Origin of the sequence: Paenibacillus baekrokdamisoli (assembly GCF_003945345.1) — a bacterium.
GTDB lineage: Bacteria > Bacillota > Bacilli > Paenibacillales > Paenibacillaceae > Paenibacillus_Z > Paenibacillus_Z baekrokdamisoli.
In genome coordinates this window covers 2707988-2726837 of record NZ_AP019308.1, presented here as the reverse complement: position 1 = coordinate 2726837, position 18850 = coordinate 2707988, and the positions used below count along the sequence as shown (strand labels likewise).

Sequence of the window (18850 nt, the reverse complement as noted above, 5' to 3'; positions counted from 1 at the left end):
ACGATGGGGATTCCGCTATTCCGCTTTTTGTTCCGCAAAATGTGGAACACGCGATGGATGACGCTAAGCTCGCTTGCTGGCTTGATTATTGCCGTTGCGTTCGCGACAAGCATTCCGATGTATGCAGATGGCGCACTGAAGCGCGTCGTTGCACAGTCGCTTAAGGACGAAAGCGGCGGTTTGCCAGCAGGATCGCTATTGATGCGTTATCAGGCGACTGGAGGCAAGACGGACTTTAATGCTCTGACGGAAGTAGCACGCTATGTTAGGGAGGATGTCCCAAAAGAAATTGGCTTTCCTTATGGTACTTACTTGCAGAACATGGCCATCCGAAGTGCTGAACTAACCCCGGAAGATCCTTCTAAGGTAGATCCAAGTCGGGTTCGGCAGATGGCTCTCGTAACGATGTCTGGATTAGACAAGAAAACGGAGCTCGCACAAGGCCGTTGGTTTACGGATGCAATCGGAGCTGACGATACCGTTGAAGCCGTCATGATGGAAGAAGCGATGTATCGAAGCGATATACATATCGGTGATGTATTCGAATATCCGATATATAGTGGTCTTAACCTCACACTTCGCGTGAAGATTGTTGGTGCTTTCAAACCGACAAGTGAAACAGACCCCTATTGGTATCAAGGTTTAGAAGGGCTCATGAACACCCTTCAGATTGGTGACAAAGCCTTTCAGGAAGGACTTCTGAAGCAGAAGAAAATTCCGGTTCATACGGCTAACTGGTATTATGCCTTCGATTTGAAGGAGATCAAGACGAGTCAGCTTGCGCCGCTTACCAAGACGCTAGATCGACTTAATATTGAGCTTTATCAACGGTTGAAGGATACGAAAGTAGAAATTTCGTTTGCAAAACTGCTTGGAGATTTCCGCACGCAGAGTTTGCAGCTGCAAATGCTCCTCTTCACACTTGCAGCGCCAATGCTGGCGATGGTGTTCTACTTTATCGCGATGAATGCGCGCCAATCGCTAGACAAACAGCGAAGTGATATTGCTGTTCTGCGAAGTAGAGGGGCCGGAACAAGGCAAATCATATGGATGTATTTGCTCGAAGGCTTGCTGCTAGGCGGTGTTGCGCTTATTATTGGCCCCTTAATTGGCTGGTTCATGGCGAAGAGTATCGGCTCAGCGAATGGGTTCTTGGAATTTGTAAACCGTCAGTCCATTCCAGTAGGATTCTCTTCCGAGGCGATAATCGCCGGCTTGGCTGCTGTGTTCTTAGCCATTTTAGCTACCGTTATTCCAGCTGTTCTCTATGCAAGATCATCCATCGTGAATTACAAGCAGCAGCTCGCAAGATCAGATCGCAAGCCTGCCTGGCAGCGATGGTACTTGGACGTACTGTTGATTGCTATAGCCGCTTATGGATGGTATTTGTTTAACGAGCGTCAAATGATCTCATTTAAGAGTAAAATGACGACTGATCAGTTAGACGTACAGCCGTTTCTGTTCTTTGTTCCGGCGCTTGCGATCTTCGCTATGGGACTATTCTTCCTGCGAGTGTTCCCATGGCTGCTTAAATTGTTTAATTGGCTCGGTAAGAAGCTCTTGCCGGTACCGGTATTCCTAACGTTGACACAGCTCTCACGCTCTTCTAAAGGCTATTATCCGCTTATGATCTTACTCATTCTGACCTTGGGGTTAGGGGTATATAATGCCTCTGCAGCTCGAACCATTGATTTGAACTCAACGGAGCGCACCCTATATAAGTTCGGAACGGACGTTGTTATTCAGACCGTCTGGGATGGTAAACCGGAAGCCATAAATACCGGCGGCCAGAATAATGGCGGCGGCGGCGGGAATGGCGGTGGTCAAGGTGGTGGAAATGGTGGTTCTGGTGGAAATGGAGGCGGTGGTCAAGGTGGCGGCCAAAATGTGCCTACTCGAACGATTTATTCAGAGCCGCCCTTTGAGATCTTTCGCAAGCTTGATGGCGTAGAGGCTGCAGCACGAGTCCTGCAGACCAAAGGAAATATTGTCGTATCAGGCCGTTCGATCGGGCAAGGAACCGTAATGGGCATCGATAATGTCGATTTCTCGAAAGTGGCTTGGTTCCGCAGTGACTTGTTCCCTGCCCATCCTTTTAACTATCTGAATTATTTAGGGATGTATGAGCAAGCGGCTATTATTCCATCTAAAGTCGCAGAGAAATACCAGCTTAAGCTCGGAGATATTGTTTCAGCTGGTATACAGGATAGTATGGTTGATTTTGTAGTCGTTGGTATCGTCCCTTACTGGCCGAGCCAATATCCGGATCAATCACCTTTCATTATCGCTAACCTCGATTATATCTACGATCAGGTTCCGATAACTCCTTATGAAGTTTGGCTGAAAATGAAGCCGGGTGCGCTTACCGGACCGATAATGAAGCAGCTGCAGGATAAAGGGATTGAGCTTGCCAGCGTGAAGGATGTGCGTATTGAGCTTGCTACACAAGCGAAGCACCCAACGCGAGGCGGAGTGTTCGGTATATTGAGCTTAGGCTTCCTAGTCTCGATCATTGTCTCGCTTACAGGATATATCCTGTTCTGGTTCTTTAATCTATCGGGTCGTATTGTTCAATTCGGTGTTTTAAGAGCAATGGGACTATCACGTAAGCAGCTAACGGGCATGCTCCTGTTGGAGCAGGTGTTTACTGCTGGACTATCAATCGGACTTGGTATTCTCATTGGCAAAATCTCCAGCATTCTATTCCTTCCGTTTCTACAAACGACCGAGAACGTGGCAAATTCAGTCCCGCCGTTTAGAGTCGTATTTGATTCGAAGGATACGAACCAGCTCTACATCGTTGTAGGCTGTATGATGCTGATGGGAGCGACGCTGCTGCTGATTCATATCCGTAGGTTGCGCGTTCACCAAGCCGTTAAGATGGGAGAGGAGCGTTAAGCAGACCATGATTCAATGCGAAGGACTAGTCAAAATCTACAAATCTGATGATCTCGAGGTTGTTGCACTGCAAGGTCTGAACCTTAATGTGCGTGAAGGCGAAATGATGGCGATTATCGGGAACAGTGGGAGCGGTAAATCCACCATGCTGAATATTCTAGGTGGATTGGATCGACCATCCGCTGGTCAGGTGAAAGTAGGTCCTTGGGATCTACTCAAAATTACCGATGAGCAGCTAGTCGAATATAAGCGAGATACGGTAGGATTCATCTGGCAAAGCAATGCGCGCAACTTGCTGCCCTACTTAACCGCTCTAGAAAATGTTGAAATGCCTATGATGCTCTCATCGAAGCTCGATCGTGCCTATGCCAAGCAATTACTAGAGTGGGTTGGCCTCAAGGAACGGATGCATAACAAGCTTCATCAGCTCTCTGGTGGTGAACAGCAGCGGGTAGCCATTGCAATTTCCTTGTCTAATCGTCCGAAACTGCTGCTTGCCGATGAACCTACAGGATCAGTTGATACGCGAACATCTGATATGATCATGGATATCTTTCGCAGACTTAACAAGGAAATTGGCATCACGGTTGTTATCGTAACCCATGATCTTTCACTCGCTGGTAAGGTTGACCGTGTTGTTGCGATTCGCGATGGGCTTACAAGTACGGAGTTTATTAAACGCAATCCCAACTTGGATGCTGCTGCGGATGGTACATTATCTAACAGTATCCAGGCAGCGCATGAGGAATACGTGGTCATTGACCGCGTAGGGAGGCTGCAAATTCCGAAAACCTATTTAACAGCCTTACAGATTACCGATAAAGCATCAATGGAATTCGATGGTGAGCGAATTATTATTTCGCCGCCCAAATCATTGGAGGGATAACTAGTATGGGTACAACACCGCGTATGAAAGCTGGCACAACGATTCGCAAAGCTTCTGCTATTATTTTATCAGTAGGTCTTCTTACAACGGTTCTGGCAGCTTGTAGTAAAGGAAGCGGGGACAGCGGTACAGATCGTCGAGTGCTGCGAGTGGGCTTCTTGTATTCGAACTCGGATAATGAGCAGTATCAGCGGCAGCAGTTCACGGATGGCTATGAATTGATGCATCCGGATATCGATATTGAAATAGCTGCAGCGATTAACTATGATGATCAACGATTCGAAGAGCCTAGTAAGGACCCGAAGAAGCCAACCAAGCAGCCAGACCCTTATGAGAAGATGAAGGAATTGCTAGTGGGTAAAAATCCAGTAGATGTTATCGTTCTCGAATCCAGCTATTTGAAGCGGGCTGTACAGGATAATCTATTGAAACAGCTTGATCCGCTCATTCAAGAAAGTAAATTTGATGTTGAGGATTTTGTTCCAACTGTTATTAATGGAATTAAAGATGCGGGCGACGGTAATTTATACGCACTTACGCCTACGTTTAATGCTTCCGCACTTTTCTACAACAAAAAGTTGTTTACAGATGCAGGTGTTCCAGTCCCTACGGATAAAATGGAATGGAATGCGATCTTTGACCTGGCCAAACGGGTAGCAAAAGGCGAGGGGAAAAATCGGAAATTTGGATTTTCATTTAACCGCTGGAGTGGAGATCCATTCTATGACACCCAGAATTATTCGGCACCACTGCAGCTCAAGATTTATGACAACAAAGGCGAGAAAATGACGGTTGATACACCGCAGTGGGCTAAGGTTTGGAAGGATGTCTTGGGGCTTTACAAAGACAAAGTCGTTCCGACACAAACTGATATGAATGCTATTAATGAAGGAGATAATGCAAATGGCAAGGAGCGGTCTTACAATCCTTTCCAAGGCGATATGTTCCTAGGTGGCCATGTTGCCATGATGATCGGTGGCTATGACTATATCAATGAGCTTTCCAGAGCTAAAGAATACTCGACTAAAAATAAAAATATTCCGAGTGTCGATTGGGATGTTGTAACCATTCCGACTTTCACAGAAGTACCAGATGTTGGTGGTAATATTTACTTGAGCAACTTAATGGCTATCAATGCAAAAGCGCAAAATTCCAAAGATGCTTGGGATTTCATTCAATTCAATAACAGTAAGGAATGGGCAAAACTCAAATCTCGCAGCACTTATGAAATGGTAGCTCGCAAATCCTTCTTGAAACCAAAAGATGGTATGACCTATAATATTGCTGCTTTCTACACGCTTAAGCCAGTACCGCCGCAGGATCTTGATATGGATAAATTGTACAGAGATAAGCCGGGCATTGGCCAAGTGACACAGCTTGGGCAACCTCTTTTCCAAGCTGTATTAGATGGCAAGAAAACCGTCGAGCAAGCCCTCAAGGAATGGCAAACACAAGGCGATGCCGCGCTGCAAAAAATAAAGGATAATCCGAATCCAACGGATAATCCTAACATAGGGATATCGAGTCAGGGTTTCGGAGGATAAAAGTAAGTTCATTTCACAGCAGACCATTAATGGGTCTGCTTTTTTTTTTTTGTTTGATTGTTATTTAGTCGCGGACTTCTTGCATGTATTATCCGAAATTTGGGGTAATCTAAATAAAAAGATTGGAGGGAAATGGGTATGAATTGGATATATTGGGTTCGGTTATATGAGACGAAGTTCCAAGCGGGCTGCCTTGTTAAACGAATGGAGAATGATTGGTGGGTATATGGCTATGAATGTCCGCAGGAGGTTGAGGTTTTTAAGTCCCGTAAAGGGAGGTTTGGTGTTCGATTTCTTCCATGAAAAATTTTTCCTTGACTTAGCATGCTATCTTATTGTATATTAATTCTTGTCGCCATTGATTGATGCTGGTGAAATGGTAATGACGCGGGGTGGAGCAGCCCGGTAGCTCGTCGGGCTCATAACCCGAAGGCCGCAGGTTCAAATCCTGCCCCCGCAACCAACAAACCTTCCAATGTCTTTCTTTTAAGGGCCCTTAGCTCAGTTGGTTAGAGCGGTCGGCTCATAACCGATTGGTCGGGGGTTCGAGTCCCTCAGGGCCCACCATTTCAACACTTCACCACATGCCGGGGTGGCGGAACTGGCAGACGCACAGGACTTAAAATCCTGCGGTGGGTGACCACCGTACGGGTTCGATTCCCGTCCTCGGCATCCTTCTTTACAACGAAGCAAGATCGATAGTTTGGTACATAATGTTCGATCAGCAACAAACAAGAAACCTCCTTCCTCACGATCTGAGTCATTTAGATCCTGGCGAAGGAGGTTTTCTATTATATTGATGTGGAGGTACTTATGACTGTTTCCTTTAGTAACGATTGGGCTGATATTTTACACGATGAGATCGGACAGCCTTACTTTCAACAATTATATAGTTATCTGTCGGATCAATATAAGTCTACGACGATATATCCGCAAGCAGAAGATATATTTAATGCCCTTCATTATACCGCTTTCGCTGAGACACGGGTTGTTATAATAGGGCAAGATCCTTATCATGGCTCAGGTCAAGCACATGGCTTAAGCTTTTCCGTACAGCCGGGAGTGAAGTCGCCGCCCTCGCTGCAAAATATTTTCAAAGAGCTAAGAGATGATCTGGGCTATGAAATTCCTGATCATGGTAATTTGGTCCATTGGGCGAAGCAAGGCGTACTACTGCTGAACAATGTGCTGACTGTTCAGGCTGGAGTTCCGGCGTCACATAAAGCGCTGGGCTGGGAACGGTTCACCGATGCAGTCATTGCCGCTCTGAATAGACGTGAGCAGCCGATGGTAGTTATTTTGTGGGGTAAGCATGCGCAGGAGAAAGCATCGTCGATCGACGGGAACCGCCACTGTATTGTTACGTCCGCACATCCGAGTCCATTTGCTGCGCGTCGTGGTTTCTTTGGCAGTCATCCATTCTCACGTACAAATGCATATCTTCGGCAGTTTGGGGCCAAAGAAATAGACTGGCGTATCCCAACATTGGCCGAGCTTGAAACAACAGTCGAACACGAGATTCTATGACAGCTTATGATCCATGGTCATGAATATGATCAAGTCGATTATTGCTGTCCGTCGTCCGCCTTTCTAACAGGTGTAGAAAGGCTGTTTCGATGATTTCTTCATAAGTGTAGCGGGTATGTATTAGCGTCCCTCTGAGTCTAAATTGAAGCGTGATAAGGGGAGCTAGGCCAAGTGGGATTTATAGAGTTGTAAGGTTACAAAAACCAAAAACCCCAAAAGACAGTGGTGATCAATATTCCACGTCTTTGGGGGTTTCTATGTTTTAGAGCGATATTCAATGTGAATGATTAATTAATGAATAGTGGCTTCTGCTGTCGAGGCGTTCAACGCAGGGAGAATGGATATTTCACTGCCAGCCATTGAACTCTCTACAGAGCTGAGGCTGCTGTTAAATACAGGCTTGTAGTTGGAGGCAACATAGGTTACTACTTTTACTTTTGTAATAACCTGCAGGTACATCATGCCGGGCTTTGGAAAGGTAGGTTCAAGATCGATTACTGCTTGATCGCCATCAAAGGTGAGAGAGGTAATATGCATTCCATACCCAGAGTTTGGCGCTTGAGCGGTTATTGTTACTTCATTGACCTCTGGCGTGATTGCTTTGATGGAGAGAGTCAGATCGCTTAATGGAAACGAGTGTTTCGTTCCGGGTGCTGGTTGGTTTGACGCATTCTTTTTGACGAATTGAGCGGCATCATATAACCATCCAGCAGCTTCTCCGCGTGTTATAGCTAGTTTAGGATTGAAGTTATTTTTGGCATCGAGCTTTATAACACTTATTGTTAAAAGCTTCTGAATGCTGTCCATGTAGGTAGTGGAAACAGCAGCCTCGTCATTTAATAGTGCATAGATTTCGGGAAACGCATAATCTCCAGTCTTTTCGATTCCTCGGAATAGCAGATGAGCGAACTGCTCTCGTGTCATCACTGCTGAGGGATCAAGATCTTTGGGTAAATCAAGACCATTATAAGCAGCGATGACGAGGGAATCGGAATACCATGCATCATTTTTTGCTTTCGGGAAAGAGTCGCTTGCTAGTGGTTGTTTAACGAAGCGCAGGTTGTCGATGTTGAGGCCCAGTCCCTTAACAACGATCGAGATACCCGACGCATAGGTTAGCTTGTCCTTGGGCTTAAATGAACCGTCTTTGCTTCCTGAAAGAATACCTAGTTCCTGCAGCGCGGATATTTTAGTTTCGTTGGTATCATTCTTCGTGTCTGAGAATGCCCAAACGGACTGCGATATCGCTGCGAAAACAAGCACAACAACTGAAAAAAGAAAAAGTGTTTTTTTCATTGTGAAGTCACCTCTGTTATTTATTTGGTTGGTAATATTTAGACGGCCTCCTCGTGAGGAAAGTTGCATGCCATTAAATATAACATTGTTGCATTTGAATAGTAAGAAAGCAGGGATTCTCGATATCTCGATATAGACAGGAAAAAAAGGGTGCTTCAGAGAACTGATTCACCCTTAATATGGTTATGTTGAAGTCAATTAGAAGCTGCGTTCAAACTGATTCTGAGGGGCATTGGGCGGGAAGGGTCGATGCCCACCGCCATGAAGTCCGCCACCTCCACCGTGGAAATGTCCGCCACCACCATGAAATCCGCCATGCCCACCGTGGAAACCTCCGCCACCACCGTGAGATCCGCCATCTCCACCGTGGAAACTTCCGCCACCGCCATGAAATCCGCCATTCCCACCATGAAATTCATGCCCACCGTGAAATCCGCCATGGAAGCCAAAGGGAGCTCCCCCTACCCCAATGGGAATAGGAACAGGCAGCGGGACTACATCTGGATAAGGGTATGGGTATGGATAGGGGTAAGGATAAGGGTACAGCGAGTTAGGAGGATAAGGAGGGTATGGGGGATATGGATAAGGCGGTTGATTAAATGCGTTCGGAATAAAGCTCATAAGTATAATGGCCTCCAAATAAATAATTTGCTGCTAGTATCGTATGCGTGCCTGACAGGTAAGGATACTTGCCTACTTAAAATTGGCTCATCAGCAAATGAATGCACTCATGGGCGAATCGATACACGTGTTCCAATAGGAACCAGTCGTGATAATGCAAGAACATCCTCATTATGCATGCGAATGCAACCATGAGATACCTGCTTGCCAATAGAGGATGGGTCATTCGTACCGTGAATGCCGTAATGCGGCTTGGATAGTCCCATCCAGAGAACCCCAAATGGGCCACCGGGATTCGGTTGCTTGTTAACTATGGTGAATTCACCGAAAGGTGTTCTTGTCACCATTTTTCCGATTCCAACGGGATAGGAATTGGTCACGATATTATCATCTAAGAGATATAAGGTGCGGTCGGATAAATCGATGATTATTCGGTAGTTAGGCATGTTATTCACTCCTTTGTACCATGCTATGAAGCATACTAGGTGAATGCTTAGGGCTGCACACAAAGATGATCAAATAAATAATCAGGTAAAGGGAAGTTACTGAATAATATTTCAGTGCTTAAAATTTTGATCGTTATTCCATATACTATTAGAGAGGCAGTCATTTGGACTCTTAATAAAGATGTAAGAAAATAGAATGGAGGAAGACAATGAATTATAGAACTTTAGGTAAAACAGGACTTCAGGTATCCGAAATTGGCTATGGTGCATGGGGTATAGGCAAATCCATGTGGCTTGGTGCATCTGACGATGAGTCTTTAAAGGCGTTAAATCGTTCCATTGAATTGGGATTGAATTTCATCGATACTGCGATTGGTTACGGGGATGGACATAGTGAGAGACTGGTTGGACAAGTTGTAAGAGAGCACAGTGAGCCGATCTATGTAGCAACCAAAATTCCTCCTAAGAACTATCAGTGGCCTGCACGTGCTGGTGTTCCTGCCAATGAAACTTTCACGTCTGAGCATATTATTGCATCAACGGAGCAAAGCTTGAAAAATCTTGGGCTGGATACGATCGATGTCCAACAATTCCATGTTTGGTCGGATGAGTGGCTGCATCAAGGGGATTGGCTCGAAGGTGTACGTAAATTGAAGGAGCAAGGAAAAATTCGTTACTTCGGTGTATCCATTAACGATCATCAACCGGAGAGTGCTATCCAGCTCGTAGAGTCTGGTTTAGTGGATACCGTTCAAGTTATCTATAATATCTTCGATCAAAGTCCTCAGGATCAATTGTTCCCAGCATGCGAGAAGCATAATGTGGGTGTAATTGTTCGTGTGGCTCTTGATGAAGGTGGGCTGACAGGGCGCATCACTCCGGAGTCCACATTTGACGAAGGAGACTTCCGTAATAATTATTTTAGCGGAGATCGTAAACAGCAAGTTTACGACCGAGTACAGCAGATGGCTGGAGAGCTTGGTGTGGAGGCGGATCATTTCGCGGAGACAGCACTTCGATTTGTTCTAAGCCAATCCGCAGTATCAAGCGTTATACCCGGCATGCGTTCTGTGCGTAATGTTGAGCGCAACATGAGCGTAGGCGATGGTAAGGGATTGCCTGCGGATCAGCTCGAGAAGCTAGCGAAGCATCGTTGGATTCGCAGCTTTTATGGTGCTTAATCGGTAATCATCCTGTTGGATATAAAAGAAGACACCTTGGCTTGTCCGAATTAATCGTCGGAGGCGCGGTGTCTTTTTTATTATGCTTGCTATTTTTTCATTTTCATTCGAATATTCAAGGCAACTACATTCATAGCAACCCCAATAATTAATAGTATGATACCGAGTAACACATTAACAAAGATGATATCGACAATACCATAAATGAGAAAAAAGGCACTAACCACTTGCAACAACAGCGGATTAACTTTCATGATGCACCTCACTTTATTAAGCCTGTAATTAAGTATAGCCTAATCCAGCTTGTTCGACAGCTTTTGTTTTTTATTGTAGGAGAATAATAATTAAGGATGTGAAATAACTTAGTATTTGGTAGGTATGTCTCCAGGTGAAAACAAAAAAAGCCTTGATTCCCAAGGCTTCCGAAGTTTAAGTTATGGTGATCTGAACAGGGTTCGTACCTGTGACCCCTACCCTGGCGGTAAGTGGGCAATCGCCAAATGGATCATCAGTCACATGCCGCAGCACAGAGTATACCTTGAACCTTTCTTCGGATCCGGCGCTATCCTATTTAACAAGAAGCCCTCTGGAGTAGAAACCATAAACGACTTAAATGAAGAGGTAATAAATTTATTCCGCATAGTTCGGGAACAGACGAACTCTCTTATCAAATCCGATGGACGCCATATGCGAGAGATGAATATCGACTTTCACATGAGCCGTCTGATACTGATCTTGAGAGAGCGAGGCGCTTTATGGTTCGCTGCTGGCAAGCTATTCGGCCTAAGACAAACTCCATCTCTGGTTGGCGATGCCGATTTACGGAGCGCGACGCCTTCCACATCAAGCAATGGAATGTCCTGCCCGAACGCTTGGAGATAGTCGCTGATCGCTTGCGGAATGTCCAAATTGAAAATGTACAGGCTGAATTATTAATATCGCGGTACCGAGCTTCTGACGTATTGATTTTTGCGGATCCGTCTTATCTGCTGGACACTCGGAACGGGGCTATTTATGAAAATGAGATGAGCGACGAGCAGCATGCGTCTTTATTGGATTTACTTGATGATCATCCAGGGCCAGTGCTGCTCACAGGATATGAACATCCATTTTACAATGAGCGGCTGAAACATTGGCAGGGAGGACGACATCGGGTAAACCAGTAAACGGCATCGCTCGGACAGAGGTCCTATGGATTAACCCTGTCGCTGCTGGTGCGGTATTGAAATGACCAAGCCCAAAGGTTACCTGCTGGCCTCTATTGTCGTGCTAGAACTCATTGGATTGTTCAAGGTTACATGATTAAGCCTAACGTAGACGGTCAAGCGAATAAGCGTTCAAAAGCTGTAGAGATAATGGCGAAAGAACTTCGTACTATGGGATGGGACGTTGCTGTATATTATCAAATGGATTAGGAGGCTACCGATGGAACCGCCAAAGATTGATATGGAGCAGCTGCTTGACCATGTGCTCAATGACTAGCCGATCGGAATCTCACGATCGAAAGAGTGGCTAAAGCATATGGTCGGAGAGCGAGCGATTCTCCTCGAGGGACTCAATTCTATTATTGAGAACAGTGAGAGTAGTGATGAGTAGTGTGATGACGCATGACGATGATAGATTGTGCTCGCTCGAGAAGCGATTTCGAAAGTATCTCTATGAATATTGAGGATCATGGGAAGGGGAAGGAAAGCAAAAGACCCGCTGACCAAGCGGGCCTTTAAGGAACTTAGAAGAAACCGCCGAAGCAGGTACTAAGGATAATTGCCAACAAAATGAAAAGCACCAGGGTTTGAGCGGGGTTGTGACGGTGACGAAACTCTTCACGGAATTCAGACATTTTCTAAATACGCCTCCTTTGTTTTGGTACATGATAAGTTATGCGCTAATGTTGATGTGTGACTGTGTGTTTGTTGCAGAGATATTTATTCCGGGTCAACAACCTTACGCTATTGAGGACAATGATAGATAACGAGACGGATATTGAAAGTACAGGAAACGACAACGATCAGGGCTGAATATTAAGTTTCATTTGGAAAAAGAAAGCCCATAGAATGAGCCTTCTCATTAGTGCTATTTTAAGAATTAACGAACTGAGGTTACGCAATTAGCAACAACCGAAGCGTCTTTCTTCTCGTCTTTCTTCTCGTCTTTCTTCTCGTCTCTCTTCCCGTATCTCTGCGCGTGGGAAGACTCCGCAGCTACAAGCGATAATTACTAATAAAATGAAAAGCACCAGAATCGTACCAGAGCTAGTGTGCATTATTCAATTCACCTCCATCGTCTTTAATACCATGTAGATTATGTGTTGATAGAGCTTAGTGATTGGATGTTTGCTATGTAATGATGATTAACTAGATTTGAATATCGAGGATCATGGGAGGGGTGGACATAGCAAAGAACCTTCACATTAATCCTATCTTCAACTTTTTACGCCTTTCGAATACGTCATAGAGTATCCTAATCGGACTACAGTTTGTAGGTAAGTGAGGCTCTTACAAATAGAATAGCTTAATTTTAAGAACCACTTCAAGAATCAAAATCTTACAAAACAGACGTTTCTGGTGATCTGGGGTGAACGCATACCCATGAATAGAACATCAGTTCTTAAATTGAGAGGAGCAATTATAAATGAAAACTATGCTTAACGCGAAAATCAAAGGTATCAATTTAGCATAAGAGGAGCAAATCACTCTTACCATTGACATTCTCCAGTTCACAGATGGATATGGATGACTATTATAGCCATCAGCAGCATCAAGGTGTTCGGGGAACTATTGATCCCGATGGATCGGTTAACGTAGAAGGTTGTCAGCTCACGATCGATGAAGCTGCTAAGCAAACTGAAGAACATTTAGATGAAAGTTCAGACGGTGGGAGCGATGAGGAAAGCGAGCTTCCGGGCTTAGAAGGTGAGGACGAAGAAGTTGCTGGGGACTATGACGAAGATCAGGATGATGGGCAGGAGGAGCTGGATACTGAGGATACCGAAGAGACCAACGAAAGCGAAGGCGAAGATACTGATCTTGTTATGGGCGACCAACAGGAAGATGACGAGAACCCTGGAGAAGCGACAGACGCAGGGAGTAACTAAGGCAGGCAGGGAAAAATATATTAGCAAGCTTGTTTTCAGGAATTGGCTCGAAGGAACAAACTTTAATATTTTTCTTAACGAGGGTGGTAAGGGCGCATAGCTCTTACCATTTTTTTCGTATCAGGAGGTAATCGTATCAAATTCGTATCACGAGCTTAAATCTACACTTTTTCAAATATTGATTAACCACATAAAAACAAAAAAAGCCTTGATTACCAAGGCTTTCAGAAGTTAAGTTATGGTGATCTGAACAGGGTTCGAACCTGTGACCCCTACCCTGTCAAGATAGTGCTCTCCCAGCTGAGCTACCAGATCATATGAAATGTTTGTTTAGTGACAAGAAATAATATATCAAACCAGAAAAATAAAGTCAACCCATTTTCCAAGAAAATTTCCAAGAAAATTTCCAAGAAAATATCACATAGAGCTGGACTAAATTTGTCTTCTGACGCATATCGTTACACAAAAGGTGATCGCGGTAGGAGAGGCAGGTTATTTCGATATGGAAGCTGCCTATTTGGCGGTGTGGCTGATTGGATTATTTGGCATTGTTGGTGCCGTGTTGGTTTGTGTAGCGCGTATGGTTATTAAGGATTCAACGAAATACGATGAGCTATACGTTTGGAAGCAAGATCATCCCAAAGAATCAGGTAAGGACGAATGAGTGGAGAGGAAACAGTGTTTATGGTTTGGCTTTCCAGCTGATGGTGCATACTAATCCTTATCAATGTGCAATAACGGGAGGTATGCATGAGAAAGAGTATCGTTATTTTAGTTGGCTTCCTATGTTTATCTGTTTGTTCGGGCTGCCTAAGACAGGAACCCACAGGAACTGAGGGGGATGAAGGGCCTCCAAGCGTGATCTCTGTTGTCTATCCGAGCGACGTCTCGGTATGGGATGAGGTCTATGGAGAACCGAATATAAATCATGTTCTTACTCCTTCACCAATACATGATTCTGCAATGAAGGAACAGCGTGCACCTCTCAAAAGTGATGAATGAGTAGACCGACACCGGCTAGCACCGATTTTTTATTGTAAGCATAGAGTAGTTCATTCATGGACAGCCTAATTTAGCAGGATCAAGCTGTTTAAGAAGGAGGACATCGTATGGATACGACAGGACAAGCTTTCGACTCATCCGCCCGAGAAACCATAGTGGCGACGCAGAAGAACGGTGATGGAGATCTTACGTCTTTCAAAACTTCTTCAGGACGTGTGCTTAACTATGAGCAAGCTCTAGAAGAGGTGCAAGGAGGCTTAATTGCTGGAGTGAATGCCTTTAAAGGTAGGGATGGAGAGACTTATATTCGTGGAGATGCTGATGGCGATCCTACTAATAATTTGGATCAGCTTCCCAACTTCTAAGCCTTGCACACCCTAATAGATACAGAAAAGCCCGCATTGTGGTCACATCCTCTTTACGTTTGGGATGTGACCTCTAAGCGGGCTTTTTTGATGTGGATTTATTCGAAGCTATAAATTCTATGCTGTTCTACAAACTGCATGGAACGCATTTCTTGTTCATAATTTTCTTTGCTATCGTCATAATGCATAAGCCAAATCCGCTCTTGAATGGATTCAGGCAGAGTCAAAAGCTCTTCCAGTGTGGTATGTACAACGCCTGGTGGCGTTAACTGACAATCATGAAAGATAGTCTCGCAGCCACGAGCAACTAGCTCTTCAAGCAAGTCTGGATCAAACCTCATATCGGCCGAGTAAAAGAAATTTCCATTGATAAGGAACGAAAAGCTGGACTTATTCGGAATATGCTTCGTCAGAATCGGTTCTACACAAAAACCTGGATAGATTTCTGTAGATACACCCTCCTTCAGCAGCTTGATGTCGAAGTAATGATCTAGTGAGTGGCATTCCTCTTGAAGCAGGCCGCCTTTAAGAGCATTCTCCCAAAGTGAATCTACAATAGCTTCGGATATAAAGAGCAGCGGTTTACGGTTGTAAACGAACTTCATTTGAAAAGCAAACTCTTCCATTCCTCCAATATGATCAGCGTGGATATGGCTAATTAGGAGGGCATCAATATCATTGAAGGTTTTACCGAGCTGATATAAAGAAAGTGGAGCCGTTATTCCGCAATCAAGCATAATGGTTCGGTCTCCCACGTAAAACAACGCATTATTGTTGAAGTACTTCTTGGCAAATGCACTTCCTGTCCCGAGCATCTGTAAGTTCAATCGGGCTTCCTCCTATGTAATCCATTATTAACAAATTTATCATTTCCTTGTTCAAATGGAAAGGGCATGTTTCATTTAATTTCGATAAGAATAGAGGGATCCGATGCACATCCGATCTGCTTATTCATAGGATATCTATGAATGGACTTAGAAGATGGGCAGGTGCGGAGTTATGGCCAAAGGAAAAGTAGTAAAAAAGAAGAAAAATACGGCTTCCGATCGCAAGCAAGTAAATATGAAGCTTGTCTTATCAGGTACATGCGATGTTTGTAAAACGCCTTGTAACCGTGGAATTCGATACAGAGAGATGATGAAAGAGCCAGGAGCGCTCGGTAAAGGTGTTCCCTGTATCTTAACAAGGACGTTTAGCTAATTTAGCAACTTGAATTTCCCGCTCAATCATTTCCCGGGGAAGCGCAGAATTCAGCATGAATTGACAAAATGAAACAAGGAAAAATTATTTTGAATTGGCGCAACTTTGGGCAAGTTGGTGAGTATAACCATTCATCCAGACAACAACGGATGGAGGGATTACGACCATGAAATTCAGAAAGCTTCTCATCTTGCTACTGGTTATGTCACTGTGGGGCGGAACGATGATGTTTGCCGATTCGGCTTCGCAGAAGGTACGAGTTATCGTCAATGGGTCCGAATTAGATGATGCAGGTCTATTTGCGGACGGCAAGACCTATTTGTCGGTACGCCAAGTAGCTAACTCCCTACAAGCACTCGTCTTTTGGGATGAAGCAGCTAAGAAGGTAACGGTTTTCAAGCCTAATGTTCACATGTTCCTTTTTCAAGACACGACGATCTTCGGTAACGTCGTGAAGGGGAATCGAATCTCATTCAAAGTATTCGCTCAGGTCGATAATTTAATGACTGACATTGCTGCGGTGAAAATATCGATTTTTGATCCCAATGGCGAAGAGAAGCTGATTCAAGCGAAGAATGTTTCCATTGATAAGGATAACTTCTGGTACCGGACAGATGATATCAACTATTCCTTTGATACAGCAGGCAAATACACGATTCGTTTCTTTATGAAAGTGACTGCTAGCGACGATTGGAAATTGGTATCAGAGAAGACGATTTCAGCGAAAACACAGTAATTCTTTTAAGCGCCTTTGCTCCCTTCGAGCAGGGGTGTTTTTGTTTGACCATAGACTTGTTCCATGTTACTATACGGAGGAAACGTATCAAGAATGGAAATGAGGTATATCTGATGAGCGATCACGAGCATAAGAATGGCGAAGAGCATGTGCATGACGAGAATTGCAATCACGACCATGATCATGAAGAGCACGTATTCCTTGTATCAGACGAGGAAGGCGTAGAACGTGAGATGGTAATGGTATACACATTCGAATCCGAAGAGCAAGTATATGCGGTATTGCTAGACCGTAACGACCCAGAGGCAGACGGTGTTATTTTCCGAATTGAGGAAGAAGACGGCGAAGCATTCTTAGTCGGCATTGAAGATGATGCAGAGTGGGAACGTGTTACGCGTATTTACGAAGAAGTAGCTCAACGTGAGAACGAAGAGGACAACTAATTGCTGTTCGAGTCAAATGAAAAAACTCCGCAACCATAACGGCTGTCGGAGTTTTATTTATTTTCGCGGATTATAATAAATTGTTCTTCCGTTAAACATCGTTAGTTCTGCTAGCAGATGCTTGGCAAAATATTTGCAGAGCTCATTTGCTTTGGATTTGTCCCCATGAGTAGATTCATCAGGGAGGACGACCTGTACGTAAGGTACTGTTCTTTCACTCTCCGTATGCTCACCAACTCCAAATAGGATGAACCTGTACTGCGGGGCAGTACCTTTCAAATAAAACCACCGATTCTCTTCACCGGGCTTTGTTTCGACGGTGTAAGGGAAGGCTGCCTCAGTGTAGTCCCAGCTGAGCTGTTCACCTGTTTTGGCCGTTTGCTTACAGTAGCGTTCCAGACGATCTTTAACCTCGTTAAGGCTGAGACGTTCGACTGCGGATCCTTGCACGAATTTGATATAAGCGCTTTGAGCCACTACTTTCCACCCCCTCTAACATCATAGCATTGCAAGCTATGCATTGACAATAAGCACCAAAGCACCTCTCTTAACGCGATCCTAAATATGTTAATATGGTAAAGGGTCTTTCATAGACATGCCGTCACATGCAGATAAGATCATTGTGGTTAACCATAAAGTTCGATGGTTAATGAAGGATATTGGGAGGAAATATAAATGAAGTTAGAAACGGAATGGATCCGTTATGGAGATAATGGTGAGTACAGCGGCTATGTTGCCCGTTGGGGCGGTGTGAAGGAGCCGATGCCCTCGATCATCGTTTTGCAAGAAATATGGGGCGTAGATGAACATATACAAGATGTAACTCGAAGGCTTGCACAAGCAGGATATGTAGCATTTGCACCCGATTTGTTTGCTAGGCATGGAGTCAGGCCAGAGCCACTTAGATCAGAGCGTGTTCAAGAGGCGCAAGGCGTGCTTAATACACTTCCGCAGACTCATTGGCGGGATCTGGAGCAGCGGCAGATTGCCTTATCTCAGTTGCCCGAGAGTAAGCAGAAGCTTGTATCCGATTCACTGGATTACTTGTTTAACCTTAATGGAATGATGCAGGACTTTGTGAAACAAGTTGTTATGACATCGGGCTGGCTGAGAGAAACCTATGAGTATTCGCTTGGTCAATCGGTTGCTTCAGTTGGATTTTGCCTAGGAGGCAGCTTATCCGGGTTATTAGCTGCCAATGACGCTTCTTTGAAGGGGGCTGTCATCTTTTATGGAAGTGCGCCCTCTGCTGAGCTTATTCCTGAGATTCAGTGTCCAATCCTTGGTTTCTATGGAGAGCATGATAAACGAATTACAGATGAAGTACCCGCCTTTGGGGAGGCACTCTTCCTTGCGGGCAAACCATTCGATTATCACATTTATGCCGATGCGCCTCATGCATTCTTTAATGATACGCGTCCGTCTTTTCATATTGATGCAGCACGGGATGCGTTTGCGAGAATGTTGACGTTTCTGCAGCATGTACTTACCAAGGATGCAAGTTAGTTTAAAGTCGGCTCTAAGAAGGAAAAAGACCGTTGCGAGCCTATTTGCAGGCGGGCAACGATCTTCTTTTCTTAAAAAATAAGAAAGTATAAGTTTTTTCCATAC

At 44.6% G+C, this 18850-nt stretch carries 22 protein-coding genes and 4 tRNA genes; 19 read left to right on the top strand and 7 right to left on the bottom strand.

Going from position 1 to position 18850, the window contains the following annotated elements:
• The first annotated feature begins 3 nt into the window (after window positions 1-3).
• From EKN16_RS12370 to EKN16_RS12340, 8 genes are all read left to right on the top strand, one after another.
• On the top strand, window positions 4-2898 hold the full coding sequence (locus tag EKN16_RS12370; RefSeq protein ID WP_125657255.1) for an ABC transporter permease: 2895 nt from the start codon (window positions 4-6) through the stop codon (window positions 2896-2898).
• A gap of 7 nt (window positions 2899-2905) precedes the next feature.
• The gene (locus tag EKN16_RS12365; RefSeq protein ID WP_125657252.1) at window positions 2906-3784 is read left to right on the top strand and encodes an ABC transporter ATP-binding protein; all 879 of its coding nucleotides are present in this window, start codon (window positions 2906-2908) and stop codon (window positions 3782-3784) included.
• Between the two features lie 5 nt (window positions 3785-3789).
• On the top strand, window positions 3790-5328 hold the full coding sequence (locus tag EKN16_RS12360; RefSeq protein ID WP_232016382.1) for an ABC transporter substrate-binding protein: 1539 nt from the start codon (window positions 3790-3792) through the stop codon (window positions 5326-5328).
• A 138-nt stretch (window positions 5329-5466) separates the two neighbouring features.
• Window positions 5467-5631 (top strand): hypothetical protein, encoded by a 165-nt coding sequence (locus tag EKN16_RS32225; RefSeq protein WP_164522774.1) that lies wholly within the window; start codon window positions 5467-5469, stop codon window positions 5629-5631.
• Between the two features lie 83 nt (window positions 5632-5714).
• Window positions 5715-5791 (top strand) — tRNA-Met (locus tag EKN16_RS12355).
• Window positions 5792-5818: 27 nt separating this feature from the next.
• Window positions 5819-5895, top strand: a tRNA-Ile gene (locus EKN16_RS12350).
• 19 nt (window positions 5896-5914) lie between these two features.
• A tRNA-Leu gene (locus EKN16_RS12345) sits at window positions 5915-6000 on the top strand.
• Between the two features lie 141 nt (window positions 6001-6141).
• Complete coding sequence (locus EKN16_RS12340) at window positions 6142-6855, top strand: uracil-DNA glycosylase (RefSeq protein WP_125657248.1); 714 nt, start codon at window positions 6142-6144, stop codon at window positions 6853-6855.
• Window positions 6856-7146: 291 nt separating this feature from the next.
• Here the strand turns inward: EKN16_RS12340 and EKN16_RS12335 are convergent, their stop codons facing one another.
• The 3 genes from EKN16_RS12335 to EKN16_RS12325 form a co-directional block, all read right to left on the bottom strand.
• On the bottom strand, window positions 7147-8151 hold the full coding sequence (locus EKN16_RS12335) for an S-layer homology domain-containing protein (protein ID WP_164522773.1): 1005 nt from the start codon (window positions 8149-8151) through the stop codon (window positions 7147-7149).
• A 194-nt stretch (window positions 8152-8345) separates the two neighbouring features.
• Window positions 8346-8600, bottom strand: a complete 255-nt coding sequence (locus tag EKN16_RS12330) for a hypothetical protein (protein ID WP_164522772.1) — start codon at window positions 8598-8600, stop codon at window positions 8346-8348.
• Window positions 8601-8879: 279 nt separating this feature from the next.
• Window positions 8880-9218, bottom strand: a complete 339-nt coding sequence (locus EKN16_RS12325) for a L,D-transpeptidase (protein WP_125657242.1) — start codon at window positions 9216-9218, stop codon at window positions 8880-8882.
• Between the two features lie 209 nt (window positions 9219-9427).
• Between EKN16_RS12325 and EKN16_RS12320 the strand changes: the two genes are divergently transcribed.
• Window positions 9428-10399: an aldo/keto reductase gene (locus EKN16_RS12320; protein WP_125657239.1), complete on the top strand. Its 972-nt coding sequence runs from the start codon at window positions 9428-9430 to the stop codon at window positions 10397-10399.
• Between the two features lie 89 nt (window positions 10400-10488).
• Here the strand turns inward: EKN16_RS12320 and EKN16_RS32220 are convergent, their stop codons facing one another.
• On the bottom strand, window positions 10489-10653 hold the full coding sequence (locus EKN16_RS32220) for a hypothetical protein (protein WP_164522771.1): 165 nt from the start codon (window positions 10651-10653) through the stop codon (window positions 10489-10491).
• A gap of 124 nt (window positions 10654-10777) precedes the next feature.
• Between EKN16_RS32220 and EKN16_RS32980 the strand changes: the two genes are divergently transcribed.
• From EKN16_RS32980 to EKN16_RS12305, 3 genes are all read left to right on the top strand, one after another.
• Window positions 10778-11281, top strand: coding sequence for a DNA adenine methylase (locus EKN16_RS32980; protein ID WP_232016525.1), 504 nt, complete (start codon window positions 10778-10780; stop codon window positions 11279-11281).
• An 11-nt stretch (window positions 11282-11292) separates the two neighbouring features.
• Window positions 11293-11565, top strand: coding sequence for a DNA adenine methylase (locus tag EKN16_RS32975; RefSeq protein ID WP_232016380.1), 273 nt, complete (start codon window positions 11293-11295; stop codon window positions 11563-11565).
• A 1556-nt stretch (window positions 11566-13121) separates the two neighbouring features.
• Window positions 13122-13493, top strand: coding sequence for a hypothetical protein (locus tag EKN16_RS12305; RefSeq protein WP_232016378.1), 372 nt, complete (start codon window positions 13122-13124; stop codon window positions 13491-13493).
• A 239-nt stretch (window positions 13494-13732) separates the two neighbouring features.
• On the opposite strand, the gene EKN16_RS12300 is transcribed toward EKN16_RS12305, so the two are convergent.
• Window positions 13733-13808 (bottom strand) — tRNA-Val (locus EKN16_RS12300).
• Window positions 13809-13962: 154 nt separating this feature from the next.
• On the opposite strand from EKN16_RS12300, the gene EKN16_RS12295 reads away from it, so the two are divergent.
• From EKN16_RS12295 to EKN16_RS12285, 3 genes are all read left to right on the top strand, one after another.
• A complete protein-coding gene (locus tag EKN16_RS12295; protein WP_125657232.1) occupies window positions 13963-14157 on the top strand; it encodes a hypothetical protein in 195 nt (64 codons plus the stop codon).
• An 86-nt stretch (window positions 14158-14243) separates the two neighbouring features.
• Complete coding sequence (locus EKN16_RS12290; RefSeq protein ID WP_125657229.1) at window positions 14244-14495, top strand: hypothetical protein; 252 nt, start codon at window positions 14244-14246, stop codon at window positions 14493-14495.
• Between the two features lie 107 nt (window positions 14496-14602).
• Entirely contained in the window at window positions 14603-14860 is a 258-nt protein-coding gene (locus EKN16_RS12285) for a DUF3892 domain-containing protein (protein ID WP_125657226.1), read from the top strand.
• A 98-nt stretch (window positions 14861-14958) separates the two neighbouring features.
• On the opposite strand, the gene EKN16_RS12280 is transcribed toward EKN16_RS12285, so the two are convergent.
• Window positions 14959-15687 (bottom strand): MBL fold metallo-hydrolase, encoded by a 729-nt coding sequence (locus EKN16_RS12280; RefSeq protein WP_232016376.1) that lies wholly within the window; start codon window positions 15685-15687, stop codon window positions 14959-14961.
• 172 nt (window positions 15688-15859) lie between these two features.
• Between EKN16_RS12280 and EKN16_RS12275 the strand changes: the two genes are divergently transcribed.
• The 3 genes from EKN16_RS12275 to EKN16_RS12265 all read left to right on the top strand — a co-directional run bounded on the left by EKN16_RS12275 (window position 15860) and on the right by EKN16_RS12265 (window position 17239).
• On the top strand, window positions 15860-16060 hold the full coding sequence (locus EKN16_RS12275; RefSeq protein ID WP_125657223.1) for a hypothetical protein: 201 nt from the start codon (window positions 15860-15862) through the stop codon (window positions 16058-16060).
• Between the two features lie 166 nt (window positions 16061-16226).
• Window positions 16227-16796, top strand: a complete 570-nt coding sequence (locus EKN16_RS12270; RefSeq protein ID WP_125657220.1) for a stalk domain-containing protein — start codon at window positions 16227-16229, stop codon at window positions 16794-16796.
• Window positions 16797-16909: 113 nt separating this feature from the next.
• Window positions 16910-17239 (top strand): DUF1292 domain-containing protein, encoded by a 330-nt coding sequence (locus EKN16_RS12265; protein WP_125657217.1) that lies wholly within the window; start codon window positions 16910-16912, stop codon window positions 17237-17239.
• 57 nt (window positions 17240-17296) lie between these two features.
• Here the strand turns inward: EKN16_RS12265 and EKN16_RS12260 are convergent, their stop codons facing one another.
• Window positions 17297-17716 carry a DUF1885 family protein gene (locus EKN16_RS12260; protein ID WP_125657213.1) on the bottom strand — a complete coding sequence of 140 codons (420 nt, stop codon included), beginning with the start codon at window positions 17714-17716 and terminating at the stop codon, window positions 17297-17299.
• Window positions 17717-17914: 198 nt separating this feature from the next.
• On the opposite strand from EKN16_RS12260, the gene EKN16_RS12255 reads away from it, so the two are divergent.
• Entirely contained in the window at window positions 17915-18745 is an 831-nt protein-coding gene (locus tag EKN16_RS12255) for a dienelactone hydrolase family protein (RefSeq protein ID WP_125657210.1), read from the top strand.
• The last annotated feature ends 105 nt before the right edge of the window (window positions 18746-18850 follow it).